At 70.3% G+C, this 19,377-nt stretch carries 20 protein-coding genes; 12 read left to right on the forward strand and 8 right to left on the reverse strand.

The features are described from left to right. The first annotated feature begins 2 nt into the window (after positions 1 to 2). Genes VGP60_RS35630 through VGP60_RS35665 form a run of 8 tightly spaced genes read left to right on the forward strand, consistent with a single transcriptional unit; the run spans position 3 to position 8,276 of the window. Positions 3 to 989, forward strand: a complete 987-nt coding sequence (locus VGP60_RS35630; RefSeq protein WP_327552596.1) for an ABC transporter permease — start codon at positions 3 to 5, stop codon at positions 987 to 989. Then, on the forward strand, positions 986 to 1,852 hold the full coding sequence (locus VGP60_RS35635; RefSeq protein ID WP_327552597.1) for an ABC transporter permease: 867 nt from the start codon (positions 986 to 988) through the stop codon (positions 1,850 to 1,852). The genes VGP60_RS35630 and VGP60_RS35635 overlap by 4 nt, the downstream gene beginning before the upstream one ends. Next, positions 1,849 to 2,628: an SDR family NAD(P)-dependent oxidoreductase gene (locus tag VGP60_RS35640; protein WP_327552598.1), complete on the forward strand. Its 780-nt coding sequence runs from the start codon at positions 1,849 to 1,851 to the stop codon at positions 2,626 to 2,628. The genes VGP60_RS35635 and VGP60_RS35640 overlap by 4 nt, the downstream gene beginning before the upstream one ends. Further along, the gene (locus VGP60_RS35645) at positions 2,628 to 3,464 is read left to right on the forward strand and encodes a polysaccharide deacetylase family protein (RefSeq protein ID WP_327552599.1); all 837 of its coding nucleotides are present in this window, start codon (positions 2,628 to 2,630) and stop codon (positions 3,462 to 3,464) included. The genes VGP60_RS35640 and VGP60_RS35645 overlap by 1 nt, the downstream gene beginning before the upstream one ends. Beyond that, the gene (locus VGP60_RS35650; protein ID WP_327552600.1) at positions 3,457 to 4,428 is read left to right on the forward strand and encodes an ABC transporter ATP-binding protein; all 972 of its coding nucleotides are present in this window, start codon (positions 3,457 to 3,459) and stop codon (positions 4,426 to 4,428) included. The genes VGP60_RS35645 and VGP60_RS35650 overlap by 8 nt, the downstream gene beginning before the upstream one ends. After that, complete coding sequence (locus tag VGP60_RS35655; protein WP_327552601.1) at positions 4,425 to 5,402, forward strand: oligopeptide/dipeptide ABC transporter ATP-binding protein; 978 nt, start codon at positions 4,425 to 4,427, stop codon at positions 5,400 to 5,402. Before VGP60_RS35650 ends, VGP60_RS35655 begins: the two co-directional genes overlap by 4 nt. Continuing rightward, positions 5,399 to 7,633, forward strand: a complete 2,235-nt coding sequence (locus VGP60_RS35660; RefSeq protein WP_327552602.1) for a penicillin acylase family protein — start codon at positions 5,399 to 5,401, stop codon at positions 7,631 to 7,633. Before VGP60_RS35655 ends, VGP60_RS35660 begins: the two co-directional genes overlap by 4 nt. Further along, positions 7,626 to 8,276 carry a GntR family transcriptional regulator gene (locus tag VGP60_RS35665; RefSeq protein ID WP_327552603.1) on the forward strand — a complete coding sequence of 217 codons (651 nt, stop codon included), beginning with the start codon at positions 7,626 to 7,628 and terminating at the stop codon, positions 8,274 to 8,276. Before VGP60_RS35660 ends, VGP60_RS35665 begins: the two co-directional genes overlap by 8 nt. Here the strand turns inward: VGP60_RS35665 and VGP60_RS35670 are convergent. Further along, the gene (locus tag VGP60_RS35670; protein ID WP_327552604.1) at positions 8,273 to 9,037 is read right to left on the reverse strand and encodes a GntR family transcriptional regulator; all 765 of its coding nucleotides are present in this window, start codon (positions 9,035 to 9,037) and stop codon (positions 8,273 to 8,275) included. The genes VGP60_RS35665 and VGP60_RS35670 overlap by 4 nt on opposite strands. A gap of 113 nt (positions 9,038 to 9,150) precedes the next feature. Here VGP60_RS35670 and VGP60_RS35675 point away from each other — a divergent pair, with 113 nt between their 5' ends. Both VGP60_RS35675 and VGP60_RS35680 read left to right on the forward strand, forming a co-directional pair. Beyond that, positions 9,151 to 10,230 (forward strand): YeiH family protein, encoded by a 1,080-nt coding sequence (locus tag VGP60_RS35675; protein ID WP_327552605.1) that lies wholly within the window; start codon positions 9,151 to 9,153, stop codon positions 10,228 to 10,230. Between the two features lie 10 nt (positions 10,231 to 10,240). Continuing rightward, positions 10,241 to 10,738, forward strand: coding sequence for a GNAT family N-acetyltransferase (locus VGP60_RS35680; protein WP_327552606.1), 498 nt, complete (start codon positions 10,241 to 10,243; stop codon positions 10,736 to 10,738). Between the two features lie 46 nt (positions 10,739 to 10,784). Here the strand turns inward: VGP60_RS35680 and VGP60_RS35685 are convergent, their stop codons facing one another. From VGP60_RS35685 to VGP60_RS35715, 7 genes are all read right to left on the reverse strand, one after another. Next, a complete protein-coding gene (locus tag VGP60_RS35685) occupies positions 10,785 to 11,114 on the reverse strand; it encodes an SAM-dependent methyltransferase (RefSeq protein WP_327552623.1) in 330 nt (109 codons plus the stop codon). Positions 11,115 to 11,161: 47 nt separating this feature from the next. Beyond that, on the reverse strand, positions 11,162 to 11,878 hold the full coding sequence (locus VGP60_RS35690; RefSeq protein WP_327552607.1) for a hypothetical protein: 717 nt from the start codon (positions 11,876 to 11,878) through the stop codon (positions 11,162 to 11,164). A 52-nt stretch (positions 11,879 to 11,930) separates the two neighbouring features. After that, positions 11,931 to 12,275, reverse strand: coding sequence for an MmcQ/YjbR family DNA-binding protein (locus tag VGP60_RS35695; RefSeq protein ID WP_327552608.1), 345 nt, complete (start codon positions 12,273 to 12,275; stop codon positions 11,931 to 11,933). A gap of 62 nt (positions 12,276 to 12,337) precedes the next feature. Further along, on the reverse strand, positions 12,338 to 12,982 hold the full coding sequence (locus tag VGP60_RS35700) for a response regulator transcription factor (RefSeq protein WP_327552609.1): 645 nt from the start codon (positions 12,980 to 12,982) through the stop codon (positions 12,338 to 12,340). Then, positions 12,970 to 14,196 carry a sensor histidine kinase gene (locus VGP60_RS35705; protein ID WP_327552610.1) on the reverse strand — a complete coding sequence of 409 codons (1,227 nt, stop codon included), beginning with the start codon at positions 14,194 to 14,196 and terminating at the stop codon, positions 12,970 to 12,972. Before VGP60_RS35705 ends, VGP60_RS35700 begins: the two co-directional genes overlap by 13 nt. A 4-nt stretch (positions 14,197 to 14,200) precedes the next feature. Further along, entirely contained in the window at positions 14,201 to 16,717 is a 2,517-nt protein-coding gene (locus VGP60_RS35710) for an ABC transporter permease (RefSeq protein WP_327552611.1), read from the reverse strand. Continuing rightward, positions 16,714 to 17,463, reverse strand: coding sequence for an ABC transporter ATP-binding protein (locus VGP60_RS35715; RefSeq protein WP_327552612.1), 750 nt, complete (start codon positions 17,461 to 17,463; stop codon positions 16,714 to 16,716). The genes VGP60_RS35710 and VGP60_RS35715 overlap by 4 nt, the downstream gene beginning before the upstream one ends. 143 nt (positions 17,464 to 17,606) lie before the next feature. Here VGP60_RS35715 and lexA point away from each other — a divergent pair, with 143 nt between their 5' ends. Together lexA and VGP60_RS35725 are read left to right on the forward strand one after the other, a co-directional pair. Beyond that, positions 17,607 to 18,269 (forward strand): transcriptional repressor LexA, encoded by a 663-nt coding sequence (gene lexA / locus VGP60_RS35720; RefSeq protein ID WP_327552613.1) that lies wholly within the window; start codon positions 17,607 to 17,609, stop codon positions 18,267 to 18,269. 61 nt (positions 18,270 to 18,330) lie between these two features. Continuing rightward, positions 18,331 to 19,308, forward strand: coding sequence for a hypothetical protein (locus VGP60_RS35725; protein ID WP_327552614.1), 978 nt, complete (start codon positions 18,331 to 18,333; stop codon positions 19,306 to 19,308). The last annotated feature ends 69 nt before the right edge of the window (positions 19,309 to 19,377 follow it).

The following is a 19,377-nucleotide window of genomic DNA, read 5'->3' on the forward strand; positions in this document are numbered from 1 at the left end:
CCATGGCAGGAGTTTCGGTGCGGCGCTCGCCGTCGCGTGTGCTTTCCTCCGGCACCACCAGATATGTCGCTGGACGGCTGGGTCAGGCGCTGCTGGCGCTGTTCGGTGTGGTCACCATCGTGTTCTTCGCGCTGCGCCTGTCGGGCGACCCCGCGCGCCTGCTGGTCCCGGACGGCGCGACCGCGGCCGACATCGACCGGCTGCGCGACAAACTCGGGCTCAACGCGTCGTTGTGGGACCAATATCTCCACTTCCTGGGCAACGCGCTGCACGGCGACCTCGGCTATTCCTATGTGCAGAACCGGCCCGCGACCGACCTGATCACCGAGCGTCTCCCGTACACCGCGAACCTCGCGGTGGCCGCGTTGCTGCTGTCACTGCTGTTCGGCGTCACCGTCGGCGTGATCACCGCGCTGAACCGGGGCAAATGGCAGGAACGGGTGTTGATGCCGATCGTCTTGGCAGGGCAGGCGATGCCCGCGTTCTGGACCGGCCTGCTGCTCGTCCTGGTGTTCTCCGTCGGACTCCGCTGGCTGCCGTCGACCGGCTACGACGGCCCGCTTTCCCTGCTGCTGCCCAGTATCACGCTCGCCTCGCTGTCGGCCGCGGCCATCGCGAGGGTGACGCGCGGCGCGGTCCTCGAACAGCTGCCGCTCGACTATATGCGTACGGCCCGCGCGAAAGGTGCGAGCGGATTCCGGTTGGTCAGCAGGCATCTCGCGCGCAACACCGCGATCCCGGTGCTCACGGTGGCGGGGCTGGAGCTGGCGAACCTGCTGGGCGGCGCTGTGGTCACCGAGGTCATCTTCGCCTGGCCAGGACTCGGCCAGCTGACCATCCAATCGGTCTCGGCCCGTGATTTTCCGGTGGTGCAAGCGACCGTGATCCTGGCTTCCGCGGTGTACGTGGTGATCAACCTGTGCACCGACCTGCTCTACGGCGTGATCGATCCCCGGGTTTCGGCCGGTGGCAAGGGAGAACCCGCATGATGAAGCGACTGCGCGCGGCGGCCGGGGTCCGGCTCCCGCTGGCGATCCTCGTTCTTTACGTGCTGGTGGCGATCTTCGCGCCGCTGGTGGCACCCTACGACCCGGACACGACGACGCTGGCCCAGCGGCTGATGAGCCCGGACGCCCACCACCTCATGGGCACCGACGCGCTCGGCCGGGACGTCCTGTCCCGCACGATGTACGGCACCCGCGTCTCGCTCCTCGTCGCGGTGGTCGCGGTGCTCGCCGCGGGGATCTTCGGCGTCGCGCTCGGCGTGATCGCCGGCTGGCGACGCGGCTGGCTCGGCGCGGTGATCATGCGGCTCGTCGACGTCGTCCTGTCGGTGCCGTTCTTCCTGCTCGCGATCCTGGTGGTCGCGGTACTCGGCCCGAGCCTGGTCAACGTCGTGCTGTGCCTCGCGCTCGTCCGCTGGCCGCGCTACGCCCGCATCGCGTATTCGACGACGTTGCAGACCCGCGACCGCGGATTCGTCCGTGCCGCGACCGCCACCGGCGCCCCAGCCTGGTGGATCGTGCTGCGGCACGTGCTGCCGGAGGTCCTGCCGGTGACGATCGTGGTGGGGACGCTGGAACTGGGCCTGATGGTCGTGTACGAGGCGTCGCTGTCGTTCCTCGGGCTCGGCGTGCAGCCGCCGACGGCGTCGTGGGGCTCGATCCTCTCCGACGGCCAGCAGTACCTCGGCTCCGCGTGGTGGCTCGCCACCTTCCCCGGGCTCGCGCTGTTCGTGCTGGTGCTGGCGGTCAACCTGCTCGGTGACGCGGCCAGGGACCGGCTCGACCCGGCCAGGCGGACCGACGTCCGGCGCAGCCGCATCTTCAAGCGTGAGGTCGTGACGGCATGACGATTCCCGACTACGGCAAGGAATTCGACGGCAAGCGGGTTGTCGTCACCGGCGCCTCCGGGATCATCGGCACCTGGATCGCCGAGGCGTTCAGCGCCGCCGGAGCCGAGTTGTTGTTGTGCGACAACCGTGTCGAGCCGCTGAAGGACCTCGCCGGGCGACTCGGTGCGCACAGTGTGGTTTCGGATCTGAGCACCGAACTCGGGGTCGAAGAGCTGCTCGTCGCGCTCGACCGCTTGTGGCCCACGGCCGACATCCTGGTCAACAACGCCGGGATCTACCCGCGCACCCCGGTCGCCACCACCGAGCGCGGGCTGATCGAGTCGATCTTCGACGTCAACGTGATCGCGCCCTTCCAGTTGGCACAGCATGTGATCGCGACGATGACCGAGGCCGGTGTCGAGGGCAGCGTGATCAACCTCAGCTCCGGCGCGGCGCAGCGGACGACCCGCACCGGCGGGGTCTACGCCGCCAGCAAGGCCGCACTGGAGATGCTCACCAAGGCGCTCGCCCTGGAATCCGCCGAGGCGGGGATCAGGGTCAACGCCGTCGCGCCCGGGTTCGCGCCGGGCAGCGAGGTCAGCGACCTGCCGGCCGAGCACGTCGACAAGATGCGCCGGACGATCCCGCTGGGCCGGACGTCCGGGCCGCGCGACGCGCCGTCGGCGATCCTGTGGCTCTGTTCGAGCGCGGCGTCGTTCGTGACCGGGACGACGCTCACCGTCGACGGTGGCCGCACCGCCGGCGACTTCACCCCGACTCCGAGGAGTTCGTGATGACCTATCCTTGGCCTGACGGCAAACGTGCCGCCGTGTGCTTCACCTTCGACTTCGACGGTGAGTCCCCGTACCTCTGGCGCAGCAGGGATTCCCACGGTCCCGCGGTCGGCGAACTCGAGCAGCGCAGGTACGGCCCGAACCGGGGTGTGCTGAACCTGTTGTCCATGTTGGACAATCTGGGCCTGGCCGCGACGGCGTTCGTCCCCGGCTGGATCGCCCACGAGTACCCGGATCGCGTCGCCGAGATCGTCCACAAAGGACATGAGCTCGCACTGCACGGCTGGTGCCACGAGCCGCCCACGCACCTTTCGGCCGACGACCTTCGTCGGACCCTGGACCGGGCGGCGGACGAGCTCACCGGGATCTCGGGTACCCGTCCGGTGGGCTACCGCTCGCCGAGCTGGGACATGTCCGTCGACGTCTTCCCGGTGCTGCGGTCGCTGGGGGTGACCTACGACAGTTCGCTGATGGGCGACGACCGGCCGTACGAAGTGGACGGCGTGGTCGAGGTCCCGGTGGACTGGGCGACCGACGACGCGCCCTACTACCGTTACGTGGCAGGCGATCCGCGTCCCCCGGCCACGGTGCCCGAGGTGCGTGAGGGGTGGCGCGCGGAGATCGCCGCCGCGAAGAAGCACGGCACGTTGTGCATGATCACCGTCCACCCGTGGCTGTCGGGCAGGCCGGCGCGGGTCGACGCACTCGAAGAACTCCTCGCCCCGGTGGTCGAAGACGCCGAACTGTGGACGCCGACAGCGGGCGAGATCGCCGCACACCACACGGGCGGCCGGAAAGTGTCCCTGGAGAACCTGAGGCGGCCGTTCCATGACTGAGCAGCTGCTCGAAGCCCGCGACCTGCGGGTGGATTTCGGTCAAGGGCGCGAGGCCGTCCGCGGGGTGGATCTCACGGTCGCGCGGGGGGAAACCGTCGCATTGGTGGGGGAATCCGGGTGCGGCAAGAGCCTCACCGCGCTGGCGTTGATGGACCTCCTGCCGCCCGGTGCCCGCGCGTCGGGGTCCGCGCGCCTCGGTGACACCGAGCTGATCGGCCGCGACGAACGGACCATGCGGCGGATCCGCGGCGACCGGATCGGCATGATCTTCCAGGACCCGATGAGCGCGCTGAACCCGACGACCACGGTCGGCACCCAGATCGCCGAGGTACTCGCCATCCACACCTCGATGGGTCGGCGGGAGCGGCGGCGCCGGGCGCTGGAACTCCTTGACTCCGTGGGCATCCCGGATCCGGCGGTGCGGGCGAAGCAGATGCCGCACGAGCTGTCCGGCGGAATGCGGCAGCGGGTGATGATCTCCATCGCGCTGGCGGGTTCGCCGGAGCTGCTCATCGCCGACGAGCCGACCACCGCGCTCGACGTCACCGTGCAAGCGCAAGTACTGGCGCTGCTGCGGGAACGCACCCGCGACACCGCGTTGCTGTTCATCACGCACGACATGGGCGTGGTCGCGGAGATCGCCGACCGGGTCGCGGTGATGTACGCCGGATCGGTCGTCGAGTCGGGGCCGGTGGCGAAGGTGCTGGAGGCGCCCGAGCACCCGTACACCGCCGCGCTGCTGCGCTCGGTGCCCGACCCGGACCGGCCCGCCATCGGTGACCTGCCCACGATCCCGGGACAGGTGCCGTCCGTCGGCGAACACATCGAGGGGTGCCCGTTCCGGCCGCGCTGCGCGAGCGCCACCGACGAGTGCGCGACCGCGCCCGCGCTGGTCACGACCGGCGAAAGTGCCGTCGCCTGCTGGAATCCGCGTACCGACCTGCTGAGCGAGGTGGCCCGATGACCGGTCAGGACCTGGTGGTGGCCGAAGGCCTCACCAAACGCTACGACGTGCGCGGCCGCGGCACACTCACCGCTGTCGACGGCGTCGATCTGCGCATCGAAAAGGGCACCACGCTCGCGCTGGTCGGCGAGTCGGGCTGCGGGAAGTCGACCACCGGGCGGTTGCTGCTCGCGCTCGAACGCCTGAGCGCGGGCAAGGTCACCATCGACGGCGATTCGGTGCACGACCTCGGAAAGCGGGAGCTGCGAGCGCTGCGGCGGAAGATGCAGCCGGTGTTCCAGGACCCGTACGACTCGATCAACGGCCGGATGACCGTCGAGCAGATCATCGCGGAACCGTTGCGGGTCCACCGTTTCCCCGGTGATCTCGCGGGCAAGGTCGGGGAGCTGCTCGACGCGGTGAACCTCGCGTCCGCGCTGGCCCGGCGGTTTCCGCACGAGCTGTCGGGCGGTCAGCGCCAGCGGGTCGCCATCGCCAGGGCCATCGCGCTCGACCCGGAGTTCATCGTCTGCGACGAACCGGTGTCGGCGCTCGACGTCTCGGTGCAGGCACAGGTGGTGAACCTGCTGCGCGGACTCCAAGCCGAGCGCGGGCTCACCTATCTGTTCATCAGCCACGACCTCGCGCTCGTGCGGTATCTCGCACAGCGCACCGCGGTGATGTACCTGGGCCGGATCGTCGAGGAAGGACCGACCGCGCAGGTCTTCGCCGACCCGCGGCATCCGTACACCCAGCTGCTGCTCGCCGCCGCGCCACGACCCCGCGTTCGTGCGCAGGACAAGGTGGCCGCGACCGTGCGCTCGATCGGCGAGCTCCCGAGTCCGTTGTCCAAGCCGTCGGGTTGCGCGTTTTCCTCTCGCTGCCCGCTGGCGACCGATCGTTGCCACGAGGAGACGCCAGTGCTGCGAGGGCTCAGTGACGGGCGGGCCGCGGCTTGCCACTACGCGGAAACGGCGCAGGTGGGGGCGGCATGACCCAGCCCGTGGAAGGCGTGACGATCCATCGCGACGATTACGGGATTCCCCGTATCGAAGCCGAAACCGAGCGCTTGGCGTGGTTCGGGTTCGGCTGGGCGGCCGCGCAGGACCGGCTCTGGCAGCTCGAATACGACCGGCGCCGGGCGCGCGGCCGCTGGGCCGAGATCGTCGGACCGTCGGCGCTTCCGGCCGACAAACTGGCCCGCCGTCTCCAGCTCACCGACTCCGCCGACAACGACCTTGGTGTGATGGACCCGGCCACCGCGGAGTCCTTTCAGGCTTACGCGGACGGCATCAACGGCTATGTCGCAGACGAAGGCTTACCGGCGGGCTACGACCTCGTCGGGCTCTCGTGGGAACCGTGGACCCCGCGCGATTCGATGCTGGCCTTCAAGATCCGGCACGTCATGATGGGCGTCTGGCAGTACAAGATCGCCCGCGCGATGCTGCGCGCCAAAGCGGGTGACGGGGCCGCTGCCATCCTCGACCCCCGTCCGCTGCCGGGGATGCGGGTCACCGTGCCGCCGCTGGGCCGCATTCCGGAGGACGACCCGCGCGCGGCGCTGCTCGATCAGGCACGCGAGGACGTCGAGCGCGCCGCGGAACACCTCGGTTTCCTCGCCGAGGCCGAAGGCGGTTCCAACGCGTGGGTCATCGGGCCCGAGCGCAGCTCCACCGGTTTCCCGATTCTCGCCAACGACTCCCATCGCGCGCTGGAGGCGCCGAACACCTATTGGCAGGTGCACCTGAGCTGCCCGGAGTTCAGCGTCAGCGGCGCCACTTTCCCCGGTGTGCCCGGGTTTCCGCATTTCGGCCATAACGGCCGGGTCGGCTGGGCGATCACGAACGCGGCGGGCGACGCGCAGGACCTCTACGTCGAGCAGTTCCGCTCAGCGGACCGCGGCCTCGAGCTCCGCACCGCCGAGGGATGGGTTCCGGCCGTTCCCAGGGAAGAACGCATCGCCGTGCGCGGGGGAGAGGACCACGTCGAGACCTGCTGGCGGAGCCCGAACGGGCCGATCGTGCACGGCGACCCGGCGTCGGGCGCGGCACTGTCGCTGCGCTGGACCGCGACGGCCGAACCCTGCGGCCAGTTCGGCGTGCTGCGGCGGATGCTGGTCGCCGACAGCGCGCGGGCGATGCTGGACGCCCAGGAGGAGTGGGTCGAGCCGCTGAACAACCTGCTTGTCGCCGACGTCGGCGGCCATATCGGTTATCTGCTGCGAGGTCAGCTTCCCGACCGGGCGGACCTGGCCGCGACGCAGGTCCCGGTACCCGGCTGGGACGGGACGTCGAAATGGCGCGGCCGGGTGCCGTTCGCGGCGATGCCCCGGATCGAGGACCCGATCGAGAACATCCTCGTGACGGCCAACAACACCGTCACGCCCGACGAGCGTCCGTTCGTCTCGCACTCCAACAACGATGCCTATCGCGTGGAACGGATCCACGAACTCGCCGCGAAGACGAGCCACATCAGCGTGGCGGACGTGACCGCGTGGCAGGGCGACACGACGTCGGTGGCCGCCCGGCGCTGGTCCGAGCTGCTGGCGAAGCGTGGCCCGTTCACCGGTGCCGCCGAAAGCGCCCGCACGGTTCTCGTTTCCGGCGCCGGCGAACTTCGCGGTGACACCGGAACTGGGCTGGTTCACGCCGGTTTCCGGCGCGCGCTCGCACGTCGGCTGCTGGACCGGAAGATCGGCGAGGAAGCCACGAAGTGGTTGCTGCGGGCCGGTTTGCCGGGGCTGCCGGTGGTGCTCCGACGCTGGTTCGCCGGGCTGACCTGGCCCCGCGAATCGGGCGCGTGGCCCGCCGAGGAGCTGGACGACGAGGTGCTCGCCGAGGCGCTGGAATCCGCCTGGCTGAGCGCCGGCGTGCGGCCCTCGAACTGGGCCGACGTGCATCGGACGTCGGCCCGGCATCCGCTGCATCCGGTGACCGGGACGGCGTTCGACCCGCCGGACGCCGGCATCGGCGGGGACAACGAGACCATCCAGAACGGCGCCTACGGCTGGGTGGAGGGCACGCCTTACCCGATCACGAACCTGTCGGTGTACCGCCAGGTGCTCGATTTCGCCGACCTCGGCCGCTCCGGCTGGGTCGTCCCCGGAGGCGCTTCCGGCAATCCGGACAGCGCACATTACGCTGACCAGCTGGACATCTGGGCCCGCCACCTGCTGGTGCCCATGCACCCGAAGAGTCCAGGAACAGGGGAGCAGGGTCTTGGCTGATCTGCCCGACGAGTCCGGCAGCCGGGTTCAGCTCGCCTACGAAACCGTGCGTGAGGCCGTGCTGAGCCGGGGGCTGAAGCCCGGCGAGCGCGTCACCGTGCGCCCGTTCACCGAGCGGCTCGGCATCTCGCCCACACCGGTCAAGGCGGCCCTCGCGATCCTGGAGCGCGAGGGATTCCTGGTGGCGAAGCAGAATTCCGGTTTTTTCGTCGCCGAGCTCACGCTCGAGGACATGCGGGATATCTACGAGCTGCGCTCCGCGGTCGACGCGCTGGCCGCCAGGGACGTCGCGCGGACCCGGCCCGCCGAACTGCTTGATCGGCTGCCGAAACTCCTTGCCGGGCAATACGAAGCGCTCGCCAACGACGACGTCGAGGCCTACGCGGAGCTTGATCGCGAGTTCCACGCGCTGATCTGGAGCGGGTCGCGCAACCGCAGGCTGCACGCCATCGCCGACCTGCTGGGCGCGCAGCTGCGGCTCGGGCAGAACTTCACCATCACCGTCTCGGGCCGGCCGCAGGCGAGCCTGGAGGAGCATCGGGAGATCGTGGACGCCGTGCTCGCCGGGGACACCTCGGCCGCGGAGCAGGCCACGCGACGCCATGTCGCCCAGGTGATCCGAGCGCTGGAGAACGTGCTCTAGGTCATCTTGGGGTGCACGAACCGGTACCCGCTGCCCGCGGAGAATTCGGCGGTCAACGCGAACCTGTCGCCCCGCACCAGGGTGTGGCGCCATTCGACGGGCGTGCCGTGGGCGTGGCCGAGGCGGTTGATGGAGAACGCGGCGACGTCGTGCGCGCAGTGCAGCTGGGTGCGCTCGGCGGCGGTCGGGATGACCGCGTGGACATCTTCGCGGCCGTGGTCGAGGCGGATACCGGTGCGCTGCGTCAGTTCGGCGTACAGGCTGGTGTGGGTGAAGTCCGCTTCCAGCAACGGTTTGGCGAGTGATGCGGGCAGCCACACCCGGTCCAGCGCGAGCGGTTCGTCGCCGGCGAGGCGCAGTCGTTCGAGGTAGATCAGCGGGGTCGACGCTTCGAGGTCCAGGCGTTCGGCGACGAGGGCGTCCGCGCGGGTGTCGAAGGCGCGCACGACGCTGTGCTGGGGGAGTCCGGCGGCTTCGACGGAGGCGAAGAGGCTGTAGAGCGCACCCATCGGCTGTTCGATCTCCGGCGGCGGCGCGATCCGGGGCTGGCGTCCGCGTTCGGCGACGATCACGCCGTCGGCGCGGAGCTGCCGCAGCGCCTGGCGGACGGTGTGCCTGCTCACGCCGTATTCCTCGACCAACGCCATCTCGCCGGGGAACTGCTCGGTGAATTCGCCGGCATCGAGCCTGGTCAGGAGCTCGTGCCGGAGTTGCCGCCAGAGGGGCTCGGAGCCCACGCGGTCGAGTGCTCGCGTCGCCATGTCGCCCTCCTTCTCCGAGCTGCCGACTCTACCGGTTGAGAAATGTACGTACATGGCTTACGTTAAATGTACGGACATTAGTTCGGTCAGTTCAGGAGCACGGAGGTGACGCGGTGAGCGCGATCCAGGAGATACGGCCGGTCCCGGCAACCGAGCACCACACGCCCTGGCTGAGGCGGATCGCGCCGGGCCTGGTGATCGCGCTGGTGATCGCCGCGGTCGCCACCGCGCTGGGCAAGCTGCTGCCGATCGTGGGCGGGCCGGTCTTCGGGATCCTGCTGGGCGCGCTCGCCGCCGCACTCGTGCCGGGACTGCGCGCGGCCCGGTGGAAGCCGGGCTACGAGGTCGCGTCGAAGCCGGTGCTGCAACTGTCCATCGTGGTTCTCGGTACCGGCTTGTCGTTGCGCCAGGTGATGGACGTCGGCGGGCAGTCGCTGCCGGTCATGCTCGGCACCCTCGCCGTGGCACTCGGTGGCGCGTGGCTACTCGGCCGCTGGCTGGGTGTCCGGGGTGACACGCAGATCCTGATCGGCGTCGGCACCGGGATCTGCGGTGCGTCGGCGATCGCGGCCACCACCGCGGTGATCAAGGCGAAGCAGGCGCAGGTCGCCTACGCGCTCGGGACGATCTTCACCTTCAACATCGCGGCCGTGCTGCTGTTCCCGCCGATCGGGCATCTGCTCGGGATGAGCCCGCATTCGTTCGGGCTGTGGGCGGGTACCGCGATCAACGACACCTCTTCCGTGGTCGCGGCCGCGTACACCTACGGCGGTGACGCGGGCGCGTACGGCCTGGTCGTGAAGCTGACGCGGACCCTGATGCTCATCCCGGTCGTCGTCGTCCTGGCGATCCTCACCGCCCGCAAGGAAGCCCGCCGCGATGCCGCGCTCAGTGGGTCCAGTGGCTTCAGCTTGCGGACCATGCCGTGGCGCCGGATCGTGCCGCTGTTCCTGATCGGGTTCATCGTCGCCGCCGCGCTCGGCAGCCTCGGCGTCTTCCCCGCGGCCTGGCATCCGGCACTGTCGTTCCTGGGCACGTTCCTGATCACCACCGCGCTCGCCGGGATCGGCTTGGCGATGCGGCTCGGCGACATGCGCAGGGCCGGGGCCCGCCCGCTGCTGCTCGGCGCGCTGCTGTGGATCGCGGTCGCGGGGAGCAGCCTCGGCCTGCAGGCCCTCACCGGCACGCTCTAGGCTCGGCCGCATGCTCGTCCCTCCGCCATCGCTGCACACGGAGGCCGGGGAGCTGCGGGGATTGACCGCCGACGACTGGCGGCTCGACCAAGCCCTGTCCGAGGACCCGGACGTGGTGCGCTGGACGTTGCATCCGGCTGGTCTCGCCGAGGCGGCCGCGCGGGCCCGGGTCGAACGCAGCCGGGCGAACGCCGTGGTGCGCCGGTATGCCATCGTCCTCAGTGGACAGATCGTCGGCTTGGCCGGGATCGCGGTCTCGGCCGATCCCGAGATCTTCTACGCCCTGCTTCCCACCGGGCGCGGACGAGGCGCCGCCACGGCCGCGGCTCGGGCATTGGCGGACTGGGCGCTGGAAGCCGGGGCCCGCCGGGTCGTGCTGCTCACGATTCCCGGCAACGCCGCCAGTGAAGCCGTCGCCCGCCGGGCCGGGTTCGCCGAGGCGGGTACCGAGGTCCGCCCGCATCGTGACATCCCCACGGAAATGACCGTCTGGGAAGTCACTCGCTGATCATGGGTTCTGCTGGGCGGGTGGCTCGTGAGTGGCTACGAGTGTTCTAACACTTGTTGCCACTCACGAGCCCTGACCAGCAGCAACGTCGGGCTGCGATGATCCCGTCCTCGGCGAGGTGATCCCCGGCGGCTTTCAGCGCGGGAAGCAGTTCCCCGAAAGCGTAGGCGGCGCCGACGCACAGCACCACGTCCGCCTCGCGGGCCGACCGGTACTCGGTCACGTCCTCGCGGCGCAGCTCGAGCCGATCCGCGACACCCGACTCGGTTGCCAGCTCGCGCGTCCGGTCGAATCCCGCGTCGGAGATGTCGACGCCCACGGCCGTGATGCTTTGGTGCGCCTGGAGTGCGCGCCAAAGCGCTGAGCGTCTGTCGATCCATGGCGCACGCGGGGATCACCTCACCATTTTCGGCGGTGCACGCGTTACTTGAGGGTGGCCAGCACCGAGTCGAGCGCCCGTTCGACGGCTTTCCTGGACTGCTCGGTGTGGTCGAGCTGATCGAAGCCGTGCTGTCCGTCCGGTACGTCGATGATCTCCAGCCGGGCGTCGTGCTTACGAGCGGCGGCGACGAACGCCTCCTGCGAGGGCACCAGCGCCGGGAATTCGGTCCCCACCCTGGTGAGGATGATCGGGAGCTCACCGGCTCCGGCGACGGCTTCGTAGGCGAAGAACCGGGGGTCCATCTCGACTTCGGGCCACGGGCCCAGGAGCGGATAGGTCGCCCCGAGTGCCCGCAACCACGGCGGCGGCTCACGCAACCAATCGGAGATGAGCGGCGAACCCCCGGAGAAGAACCACAGCGCGACACGGTCGCCGTCCACCCGCGGATCACGCCGGGCGAATTCGACGGCTTCGGCCACGTCGTCGGCGGCCGTGGCATAAGCGGTGACGTCGTGCAGCCGGTGGTCGACCGTGACCCCGACGAAACCGCGCTGCGCCACGGAATTTCCGTAGCCGAGGAAGATCGGCCAATCCCGCGGTGTCGGGGTGAGATCGGGCCGAACCGGGCCGCCGTGCAGGAAAACGACGGCGGGTCGTGGCTCGTCGGCTTCCGGCAGATAGAGGTCGACCCGGCCGTGGCGCTCTCGCGTCGCCGGATCCGTGGACAGGACAAATGGCTCCAGATAAGGAGGATTCACCTTTTCAACGTAGCAGCCGAGATCATCGCCCGTAGGTGTTTCCCGCGACTGCCTACCAGGGAAGCGGGGCCTCGGCGACGAGTTCCTCCGGCGCGGAAAGCCGCCAGGCTTCGTAGACCAGTTCGGACAGCTCGTCGGCCTCGATCCCGTCCAGGTAGACGACCACCCAGCCGAACCCGCCGGAGGTGAACTGCTCCTCGAAGACGTCCGGGCGCTCGGAGACCAGCGCCTTCTGCTCGGTCAGCGTCTGCTTCAAGCCGACGGTCTGGGTCTTCGGCCAGTAGTACCCGAACCGCTTGCCGCGCACGCTGAACGACGTGTACTCACCGCCCTCCGCGCGCTCGACCTCGGCGAGCGCGTCCACCAGCCGCTGGAACTTGCTGCTCCGCACACTCATTCCCTGCCCCCAAAGCCCTGCTCCCAAGGAGCGTCGAAGCACACAGTTTAGGCACCGGTCCGTCAGTGGTTGAGATAGGCCAGTACCGCTCGCACGCGCCGGTGTGTGTCGTCGGCCAGTGGGAGTTCCAGCTTCGCGAGGATGTTGCCGATGTGTTTCTCCACCGACGCCGGCGCGAGTACCAGCTCCGCGCAGATCGCCGAGTTGGACAAGCCCTGCGCGACGAGCCCGAGCACCTCGCGTTCCCGCGCGGTGAGGGTCGCGACGCCCTGGTCCCTGTTGTTGCGCGCGAACAGTTGCCGCACGACCTCCGGGTCCATCGCGGTGCCACCCGCGGCCACCCGGTCGATGGCGTCCAGGAACTCGTCCAGCGCGGTCACCCGGTCCTTCAGCAGGTAGCCGACCGCGCCGTTGCCGTCGGCGATGAGCTCCGCCGCGTAGACCCGCTCGACGTACTGCGACAGGATGAGGATCGGCGTTTTCGGGGCGCGGCGGCGGATGGCGAGTGCGGCGCGCAGCCCCTCGTCGCGGAACCCCGGTGGCAGCCGGACGTCCACAATGGACAGATCGGGCCGGTGTTCGGCGACGGCTTCTTCGAGCTCGGGTGCGGTGGCCACGGCGGCGACGACCGTGTGCCCGGTGTCGGTGAGGATCCGCACCAGCCCGTCCCGCAGCAGCAGGAGATCCTCGGCGATCACAATGCGCATGGCAGCTCCGTGTGGACGATGGTCGGACCGCCGACCGGACTGGTGACCGTGATGGTTCCGTCGAGCGCCTCGACCCGGCGGCGCAGACCGTCCAAACCGGACCCCGAGGCGTCCGCGCCGCCGCGGCCGTCGTCGTGGATCTCGACGGTCAGCACGTCGGCTTCGCGGGTCAGTGTGATGGTGCAGGTGGTCGCGGCGGCGTGTTTCACGGCGTTCGCGAGCGCCTCCGCGGTGACGAAGTACGCGGCCGATTCGACGGCCGGGGCCGGTTCCCCGAGGTCGCCCGCGTGGATTTCGACCGGCAGCGGCGCGTCACCGGCGAGGGCGGCGAGCGCGGCGGCCAGTCCCCGGTCGGTGAGGATCGGCGGGTGGATGCCGCGCACCAGCCTGCGTAGCTCGGCTAGCGCTTCGTCGAGCTGACGCCGGGCGGTGCTGACGTCGTCGCGGGCGGGTTGCCCGGACAGCCGCATCTTGCGGTCGGCCAGCGCGAGGGTCATCCCGGCGGCCACGATCCGGGCCTGCGCGCCGTCGTGCAGGTCGCGTTCGATCCGCCGCAGTTCCGCGGCCTGCGCATCCACCACCCGACGGCGTGTGGAGGCGAGCTCGCGGGCACGCCGCGCGAGTCGCAGCCGCGGCCCGGGTTCGAGCAGCGCCGCCGCGACCCGCGCCTGCACGCCGGCGACGCCGGTGACGAGCCACCACGCCGTCGGGGCCAGCGCGAGACCGAGGGCGGTGAGGACGAACCGGCCGCCGGTGGTGTTGAACAGCCAGTCGACGATCGGTGGCAGGTAAGGATTCGGCACCGACCACAGCCACACCGGGGCGACGATCGTGGCGAGGTCCACCACCGCGACGACCACCCCGCTCAGCGCGCCGGCGAGTCCGAGCGGGAACAACAGCAGCAACCAGGCCAAGTCCCGCCAAGTCGCGGGCTCACGGACCAGCGCGCGGCCCCGGACCCACGGATTCCCGGCGGGTAACGGAGGATAGGGAGCTTCGATCGCCTTGCCGAGGACGAGCGCCGCCCGCAGCCGTTCGAGGCGAGCGATCCAGCGGGTCACCCAGGTCACCGTCAGGAATGTCGGCGGCGCGAGATAGGTGAACGACAGCACGCCGCTGACCAGCGTGGTGACCACGGCCCACACGAAGGTGGCGGGGCCCAGTACCAGGCTGGTCAGCAGGTAGGCGAGTGCGCGGACCCCGCGGTGGAACACCTGATCACCCTAGTGTGGTGACCGCGGGCAGCGATCGGCGCCTGATCACCAGCCGGGCGGGCACGGCCCCGGCGATCATGCCGAGTAGTCCCACGCCACCGAGCAGCGTCAGATACCGCACGGGTTCGGCGAAAAGCCGCCACTGCCCGTCCTGCGCCACGCTGAACGTGCCCACCACCGCGCCGCTGATCACGCAGCCCAGCACCAGCGCGACGGCCACGGCCACGAACGTCTCGCGCCCGAGCATCCGGTGCAGCTGCCGGGCGGTGGCACCGGCGAGACGCAGTCCGGCGAACTCGCGACGGCGGGCGTTGGTGGCGATGGCGAAGGTGTTGACCACGGCGATCGCGGTGAAGCCGAGCGAGATGACCACCATCAGTTCCCACGCGGCCTGCTGGTTCTGCACGTCCGCGGTACCGGCCCGCGGGTCGGCGGTGTCGGTCACCGCGAGCGTGGGCCACCGGCCGGTGACCGTGGCGGCGGCGTCCGGAGTGCCGCGCAGATACAGCGCCCCGACGAGACCGCGGGGATCGTGCGTCGCCACGAGGTCGGCGGGCAGGACGAGGTCGCCGAAGCCGCGCCAGTTGGTGAAGACGGCGACCACGGTCAGGTCGACGCGGGTGCCGTCGGCCAGCCAGAACACCGGCCGGTCGCCCACATGCCAATCCCTCGCCTCGGCGAGTGGGCCGCTGACGGCGACCGTCCCGTCGTGCAGGTTCGCCAGGTCTCCGGCGGAGACGCCCAGGTCCACGGCCGGTTCACCGGTGGTCCGCAGGCCCTGCGCGGGGTAGTCCTCCGGCTTGCCGTCCTCGTCGACGACGACGCGGGTGGCCAGCGTCGCCGCGGAGCCGGTCACGCCGGGCAGGGCCGCGACCTCCGCGGACGTGGTGAGCGGCAGGCCCGGTGCGTTGGTGGCGGCGACCCGGGCGGTCGCCGGTGCGGTGCGGGCGGCCCGCTGGCCGGCGGTCACCTCGGTGAGGATGTCGCCGTTGATCAGCATCGTGGCGTTGACGGCGAACATCAGCGTCAGCGGGATCGCGACGCCCACGATTCGCCTGCTCTCGGCGCGGGTCATGGCACCGGCCACGCGGCCGAGGACTCCGGTGAGGCTGACCAGCCGCGACAGCACGGCGGTCAGCGCCCCGACGAGGATCGGCCCGAGCGCGGCGGCCGCGCACAGCAGCAGTGAGCAGGACACGAAACCCATACCCATGCCGAACGCGCCACCGAGCGGTACCAGGCTCAGCACCGCGACCGCGCCGAGGACCAGCACTCCCGCGACGACCACCCGGGGCAGCCACCCGGCGTGGCCGGCGGTGACCGTTTCCCGCAAGGCCTGCGTCGGCGCGATCCGCACCGCCCGCCGGGCGGCGAGCCCGGTGGCGGACACGGTCACCAGCAGCCCGAGCGCGACGGCGGCGATCAGCACGATCGCGTTGAGCGACACGGTGAACTGCGGCGGCACGGCGCCGAGCTCCCGGAACCGGGTGGCCACCAGTTGCGCCACCACGATCCCGGCCGGAAGTGCGGGCACGGCGGCCACGAGCGTCACGAACGTGATCTCGAGGCGCAGCATCCGGCGCAGCTGCCGAGGTGTCGCCCCCGCCGTCCGCAGCAGCGCGAGCTCCCGCAGCCGTTGCCGGACCGCGAGCGAAACGGTGCCGGTGAGCACGAACACCGCCGCGAACCCGGTGATCCCGAGGACGAACCCGAAGATGGAGATCGCGCCGATGTAGTCGGGCACGGCGCCGGGCAGATCGGCCGTCACTCGATCGAGTCCAGTGTGGACAGTCGCGACGCCGTCGAGCCGCTCACTCAAAGCCGTGAGCACCGCGGCACTGTCCACATCGGACGCGAACCGCACGCCGACCGCCGTCGGTCCCGCCAGCCCGGACACCTCGGCGACCTGGCCGTCCGCGACGAACACCGCCGCCTGGCCCGGTACGTTCCCGTCGGCGATACCCGCGACGCGCAGGTCCCGGGCGCCGGTACGGCTGGTCAGCCGGACAGTCTGGCCGACGTGCGCGCCGAATGCTTGCTGCAGCACGACTTCGCCCTGCCGTGGCTCGGTGCCTTCCCGCAGCGAGTACGGCGTCAGTGCCGCGGACGACCAGCCGTGCGCCACGGTGGCCGCGTCTTTCGCACGCATCGGCGCGCCGGTGACGTCGAGCGAGACCGGGAAGGCGTAGTCGGCGACCGCACCGGCCACCCCCGGGGTGCTCGCGACCGTGTCGGCGACCGGCGCTGGCAGCGGCTGAGCACCGGTCAGCCGCTCGTCTTTCGTCTTGGTCTTGACCTTGTCGCCCTTGTCCTCCGACGTGGTGAGGACGATCGACCGGTCACCCGCGACCATCGCGTCCGTGGTGGCGAAGCGGTCCGCGCCCGGCCCGGCGGTCAGGACCGACCAGAGCAGCAGGCCGCTGCCGGAGATCAGCGCGATGGCGAGGAACGCGGTGAGGAACGTGCCCGCGAAGGACCCGCGGCGGTGCCGCACACTCGCCACTGCCAGTTTCGTCATCATCGGGTCAGCTCCATCATCCGTGCGGACACCTTGTCGGCGGACGGCGAGTGCAGCTCGCCCGCGATCCTGCCGTCGGCGAGGAACACCACGCGGTCGGCCCACGCCGCGGCGGCCGGATCGTGGGTGACCATCACCATCGTCGCCCCGAGCTCGTCGACGAACCGGCGCAGCAGCGCGAGCACCTCACGCCCGGTGGAGAGGTCCAACGCCCCCGTCGGCTCGTCCCCGAAGACGACCGCGGGGCGCCCGGCCAGTGCCCGGGCGAGCGCGACCCGTTGCTGCTGCCCACCGGAGAGCTCACCCGGCCTTGCCTTCTCCCGACCGGCCAGGCCGACGCGTGCGAGGAGTTCCTTCGCCCACGCGCGATCCGGCTTCGTCCCGGCGAACTGCTGCGGCAGCAGGACGTTGTCCCACACCGACAGCGCGTCGACGAGGTTGAACGACTGGAACACGAAGCCGACGTGCGCCCGCCGCACGCTGGTCAGCTTCGGTTCGCGCAACGCGCCGATGTCCTGCCCCGCCAGCACGATCCGGCCCGAGGTGGGCCGATCCAGCCCGGCCGCGCAGTGCAGCAGTGTCGACTTTCCCGACCCCGACGGCCCCATCACCGCGGTGAACGACCCTCTGCCGAACCCCACCGTCACTCCGTCGAGCGCTCGCACCCCACCCGGGTGAACCTTCGTGACCTCGGTCAGCTCGACCGCGTCGCGCGGCGGGGCATCCTGTGAATCCCGTACCAGAACCATGCCGGAAACATTGCCGGAGCAGGGGTTCCGAACCCACCGTGCGAGCCGTGATCTACGGGGTAGGGCTGGCCCTACCGTCGTTTCGGAGAGTGAAATCGAGACCACGGACAGTGGGAAAGGTGCCTACGTCTACCATTCCGCGGGTGACCGCCTACGACGATTTCGACGCCTTCGAGCACCTGGACACCTCGTCCCTGCCGCCACGCCAGCAGCGAATCCTGCTGACGATCCGGGATTCCGTGATGCGGTACGGGTATTCGCCGAGTACCAGGGAGATCGGCGACGCGGTCGGCCTGCGGTCATCGTCCTCGGTGTCGAAACACCTGACGAGCCTGGAGGAGAAGGGCTTCCTCAGGCGCAGCAACACGATGTCGCGGCCGATCGACGTGCGGGTGTTCCTGCAGGACTCCTCGTCGCGTGAGCCTGCCGACGATTCGGTGAGCGTGCCCGTGGTCGGCCACATCGCCGCGGGAAGCCCCATCATGGCCGAAGAGCATTTCGACGACACGCTGACGCTGCCCCGCGGCCTTACCGGCCGTGGCAACGTTTTCGGTCTTCGCGTGCGCGGGGACTCGATGATCGACGCCGCGATCTGCGACGGCGACATCGTCGTGGTGAAGCAGCAGTCCGAGGCTCACTCCGGCCAGATCGTCGCCGCGATGATCGACGAGGAGGCCACCGTCAAGGTGTACCGGCGCCGCAACGGCCACGTCTATCTCGAGCCACGCAACCCGGCTTACGAAGTCATCGACGGCGACAAGGCCGTGGTGCTGGGCACGGTCGTCTCGGTACTGCGCAGCATGTGAGCCCCGACCGGCCGCGAAATCCCGGTGCGGGTTCGCGACACCGTCGTACACGATGGCGCCCATGACCGACAAGGAAGGCGAGCTCCCGGAACAATCCCTGCACAACGCCGTGGTGGGCTGGGACGCCGACCACGGACCGGCTGCGCTGATCGACGCGGCGTGCGAAGCGCTCATCGGCGGGCTGGACTCACCGGCGCTGCGGGAACTGGCCGGTGCGTCGGCGAAGGATTCTTCGTGGGACATCCGCGAACTCGCCTTCGCTGCACTCGACGAACTGAGGATCCCCCGGCCGGGCGCGGTTCCTGTCGGCCATGTCGTGGCGGCTGGCGGGGGAGTGGCCCGCCGGTCGGGCGTCAACTCCCTCCGGCTGGAGGTGGCGCCGTTCCCCCGCGAGGCGCGTGACGGATTCCAGGTGCTAGTCCACGTCGACGGAATCGAGATGACCGCCAGGGCCGCGGGGCTCGGCATGGACCCGTACAAGGTCTTTGTCCCGGACTCTCGGCTGGCCGCCACCACCGAGCCGCGCACAGTTCCCATCGCCCGCTGCACCTGCGGCGTGTACGGCTGCGGGTCCACCGACGTCACCATCGTTCGCGACGACGACGTGGTGCACTGGGACTGGTCGATCGAGGTGCCCATGGACCGGGGCGTCACCTTCGACACCGCCCAGTACGACAGCGAACTCGCGCGGCTGGCCGCGGATCACTCGTGGGAGACCCCGGTGCGCACCGCCGGTCGGCTCGTCCTGACGGGCGTGGACCGGGAACGGCTGCGCTCCTATGGCCTGTCCCTCGGTTGGGTCTCCAACAGCTATCCCGACCCCGAGCTGTTCCAGGTCTCCCTGCAGATCGGGAACGACTACCAGGTTTTCCTCGACACCCCCTGGCGCGGCCGCGATCCCGAAGAACTCGCGCGGGAGGTGTGCGCGACCGTGGCACGCCCGCTCCGCGAGTGGGACGCCACCTGGTATGCCAACAAGCCCGCGCTGACCGCGCCACCCGCGATCGCGGAACCGTCGTGGCGGCGCAGGCGGTTCTAGTGATGAGGGCATCGGGGCGGCGGCCTTGGGTGAGCGGCTCGCAGGTTTCGCGGGGTTCTCGTGGTGGGT

The sequence above is a fragment of the Amycolatopsis sp. genome (assembly GCF_036008905.1).
Classification (GTDB): Bacteria; Actinomycetota; Actinomycetes; order Mycobacteriales; family Pseudonocardiaceae; genus Amycolatopsis.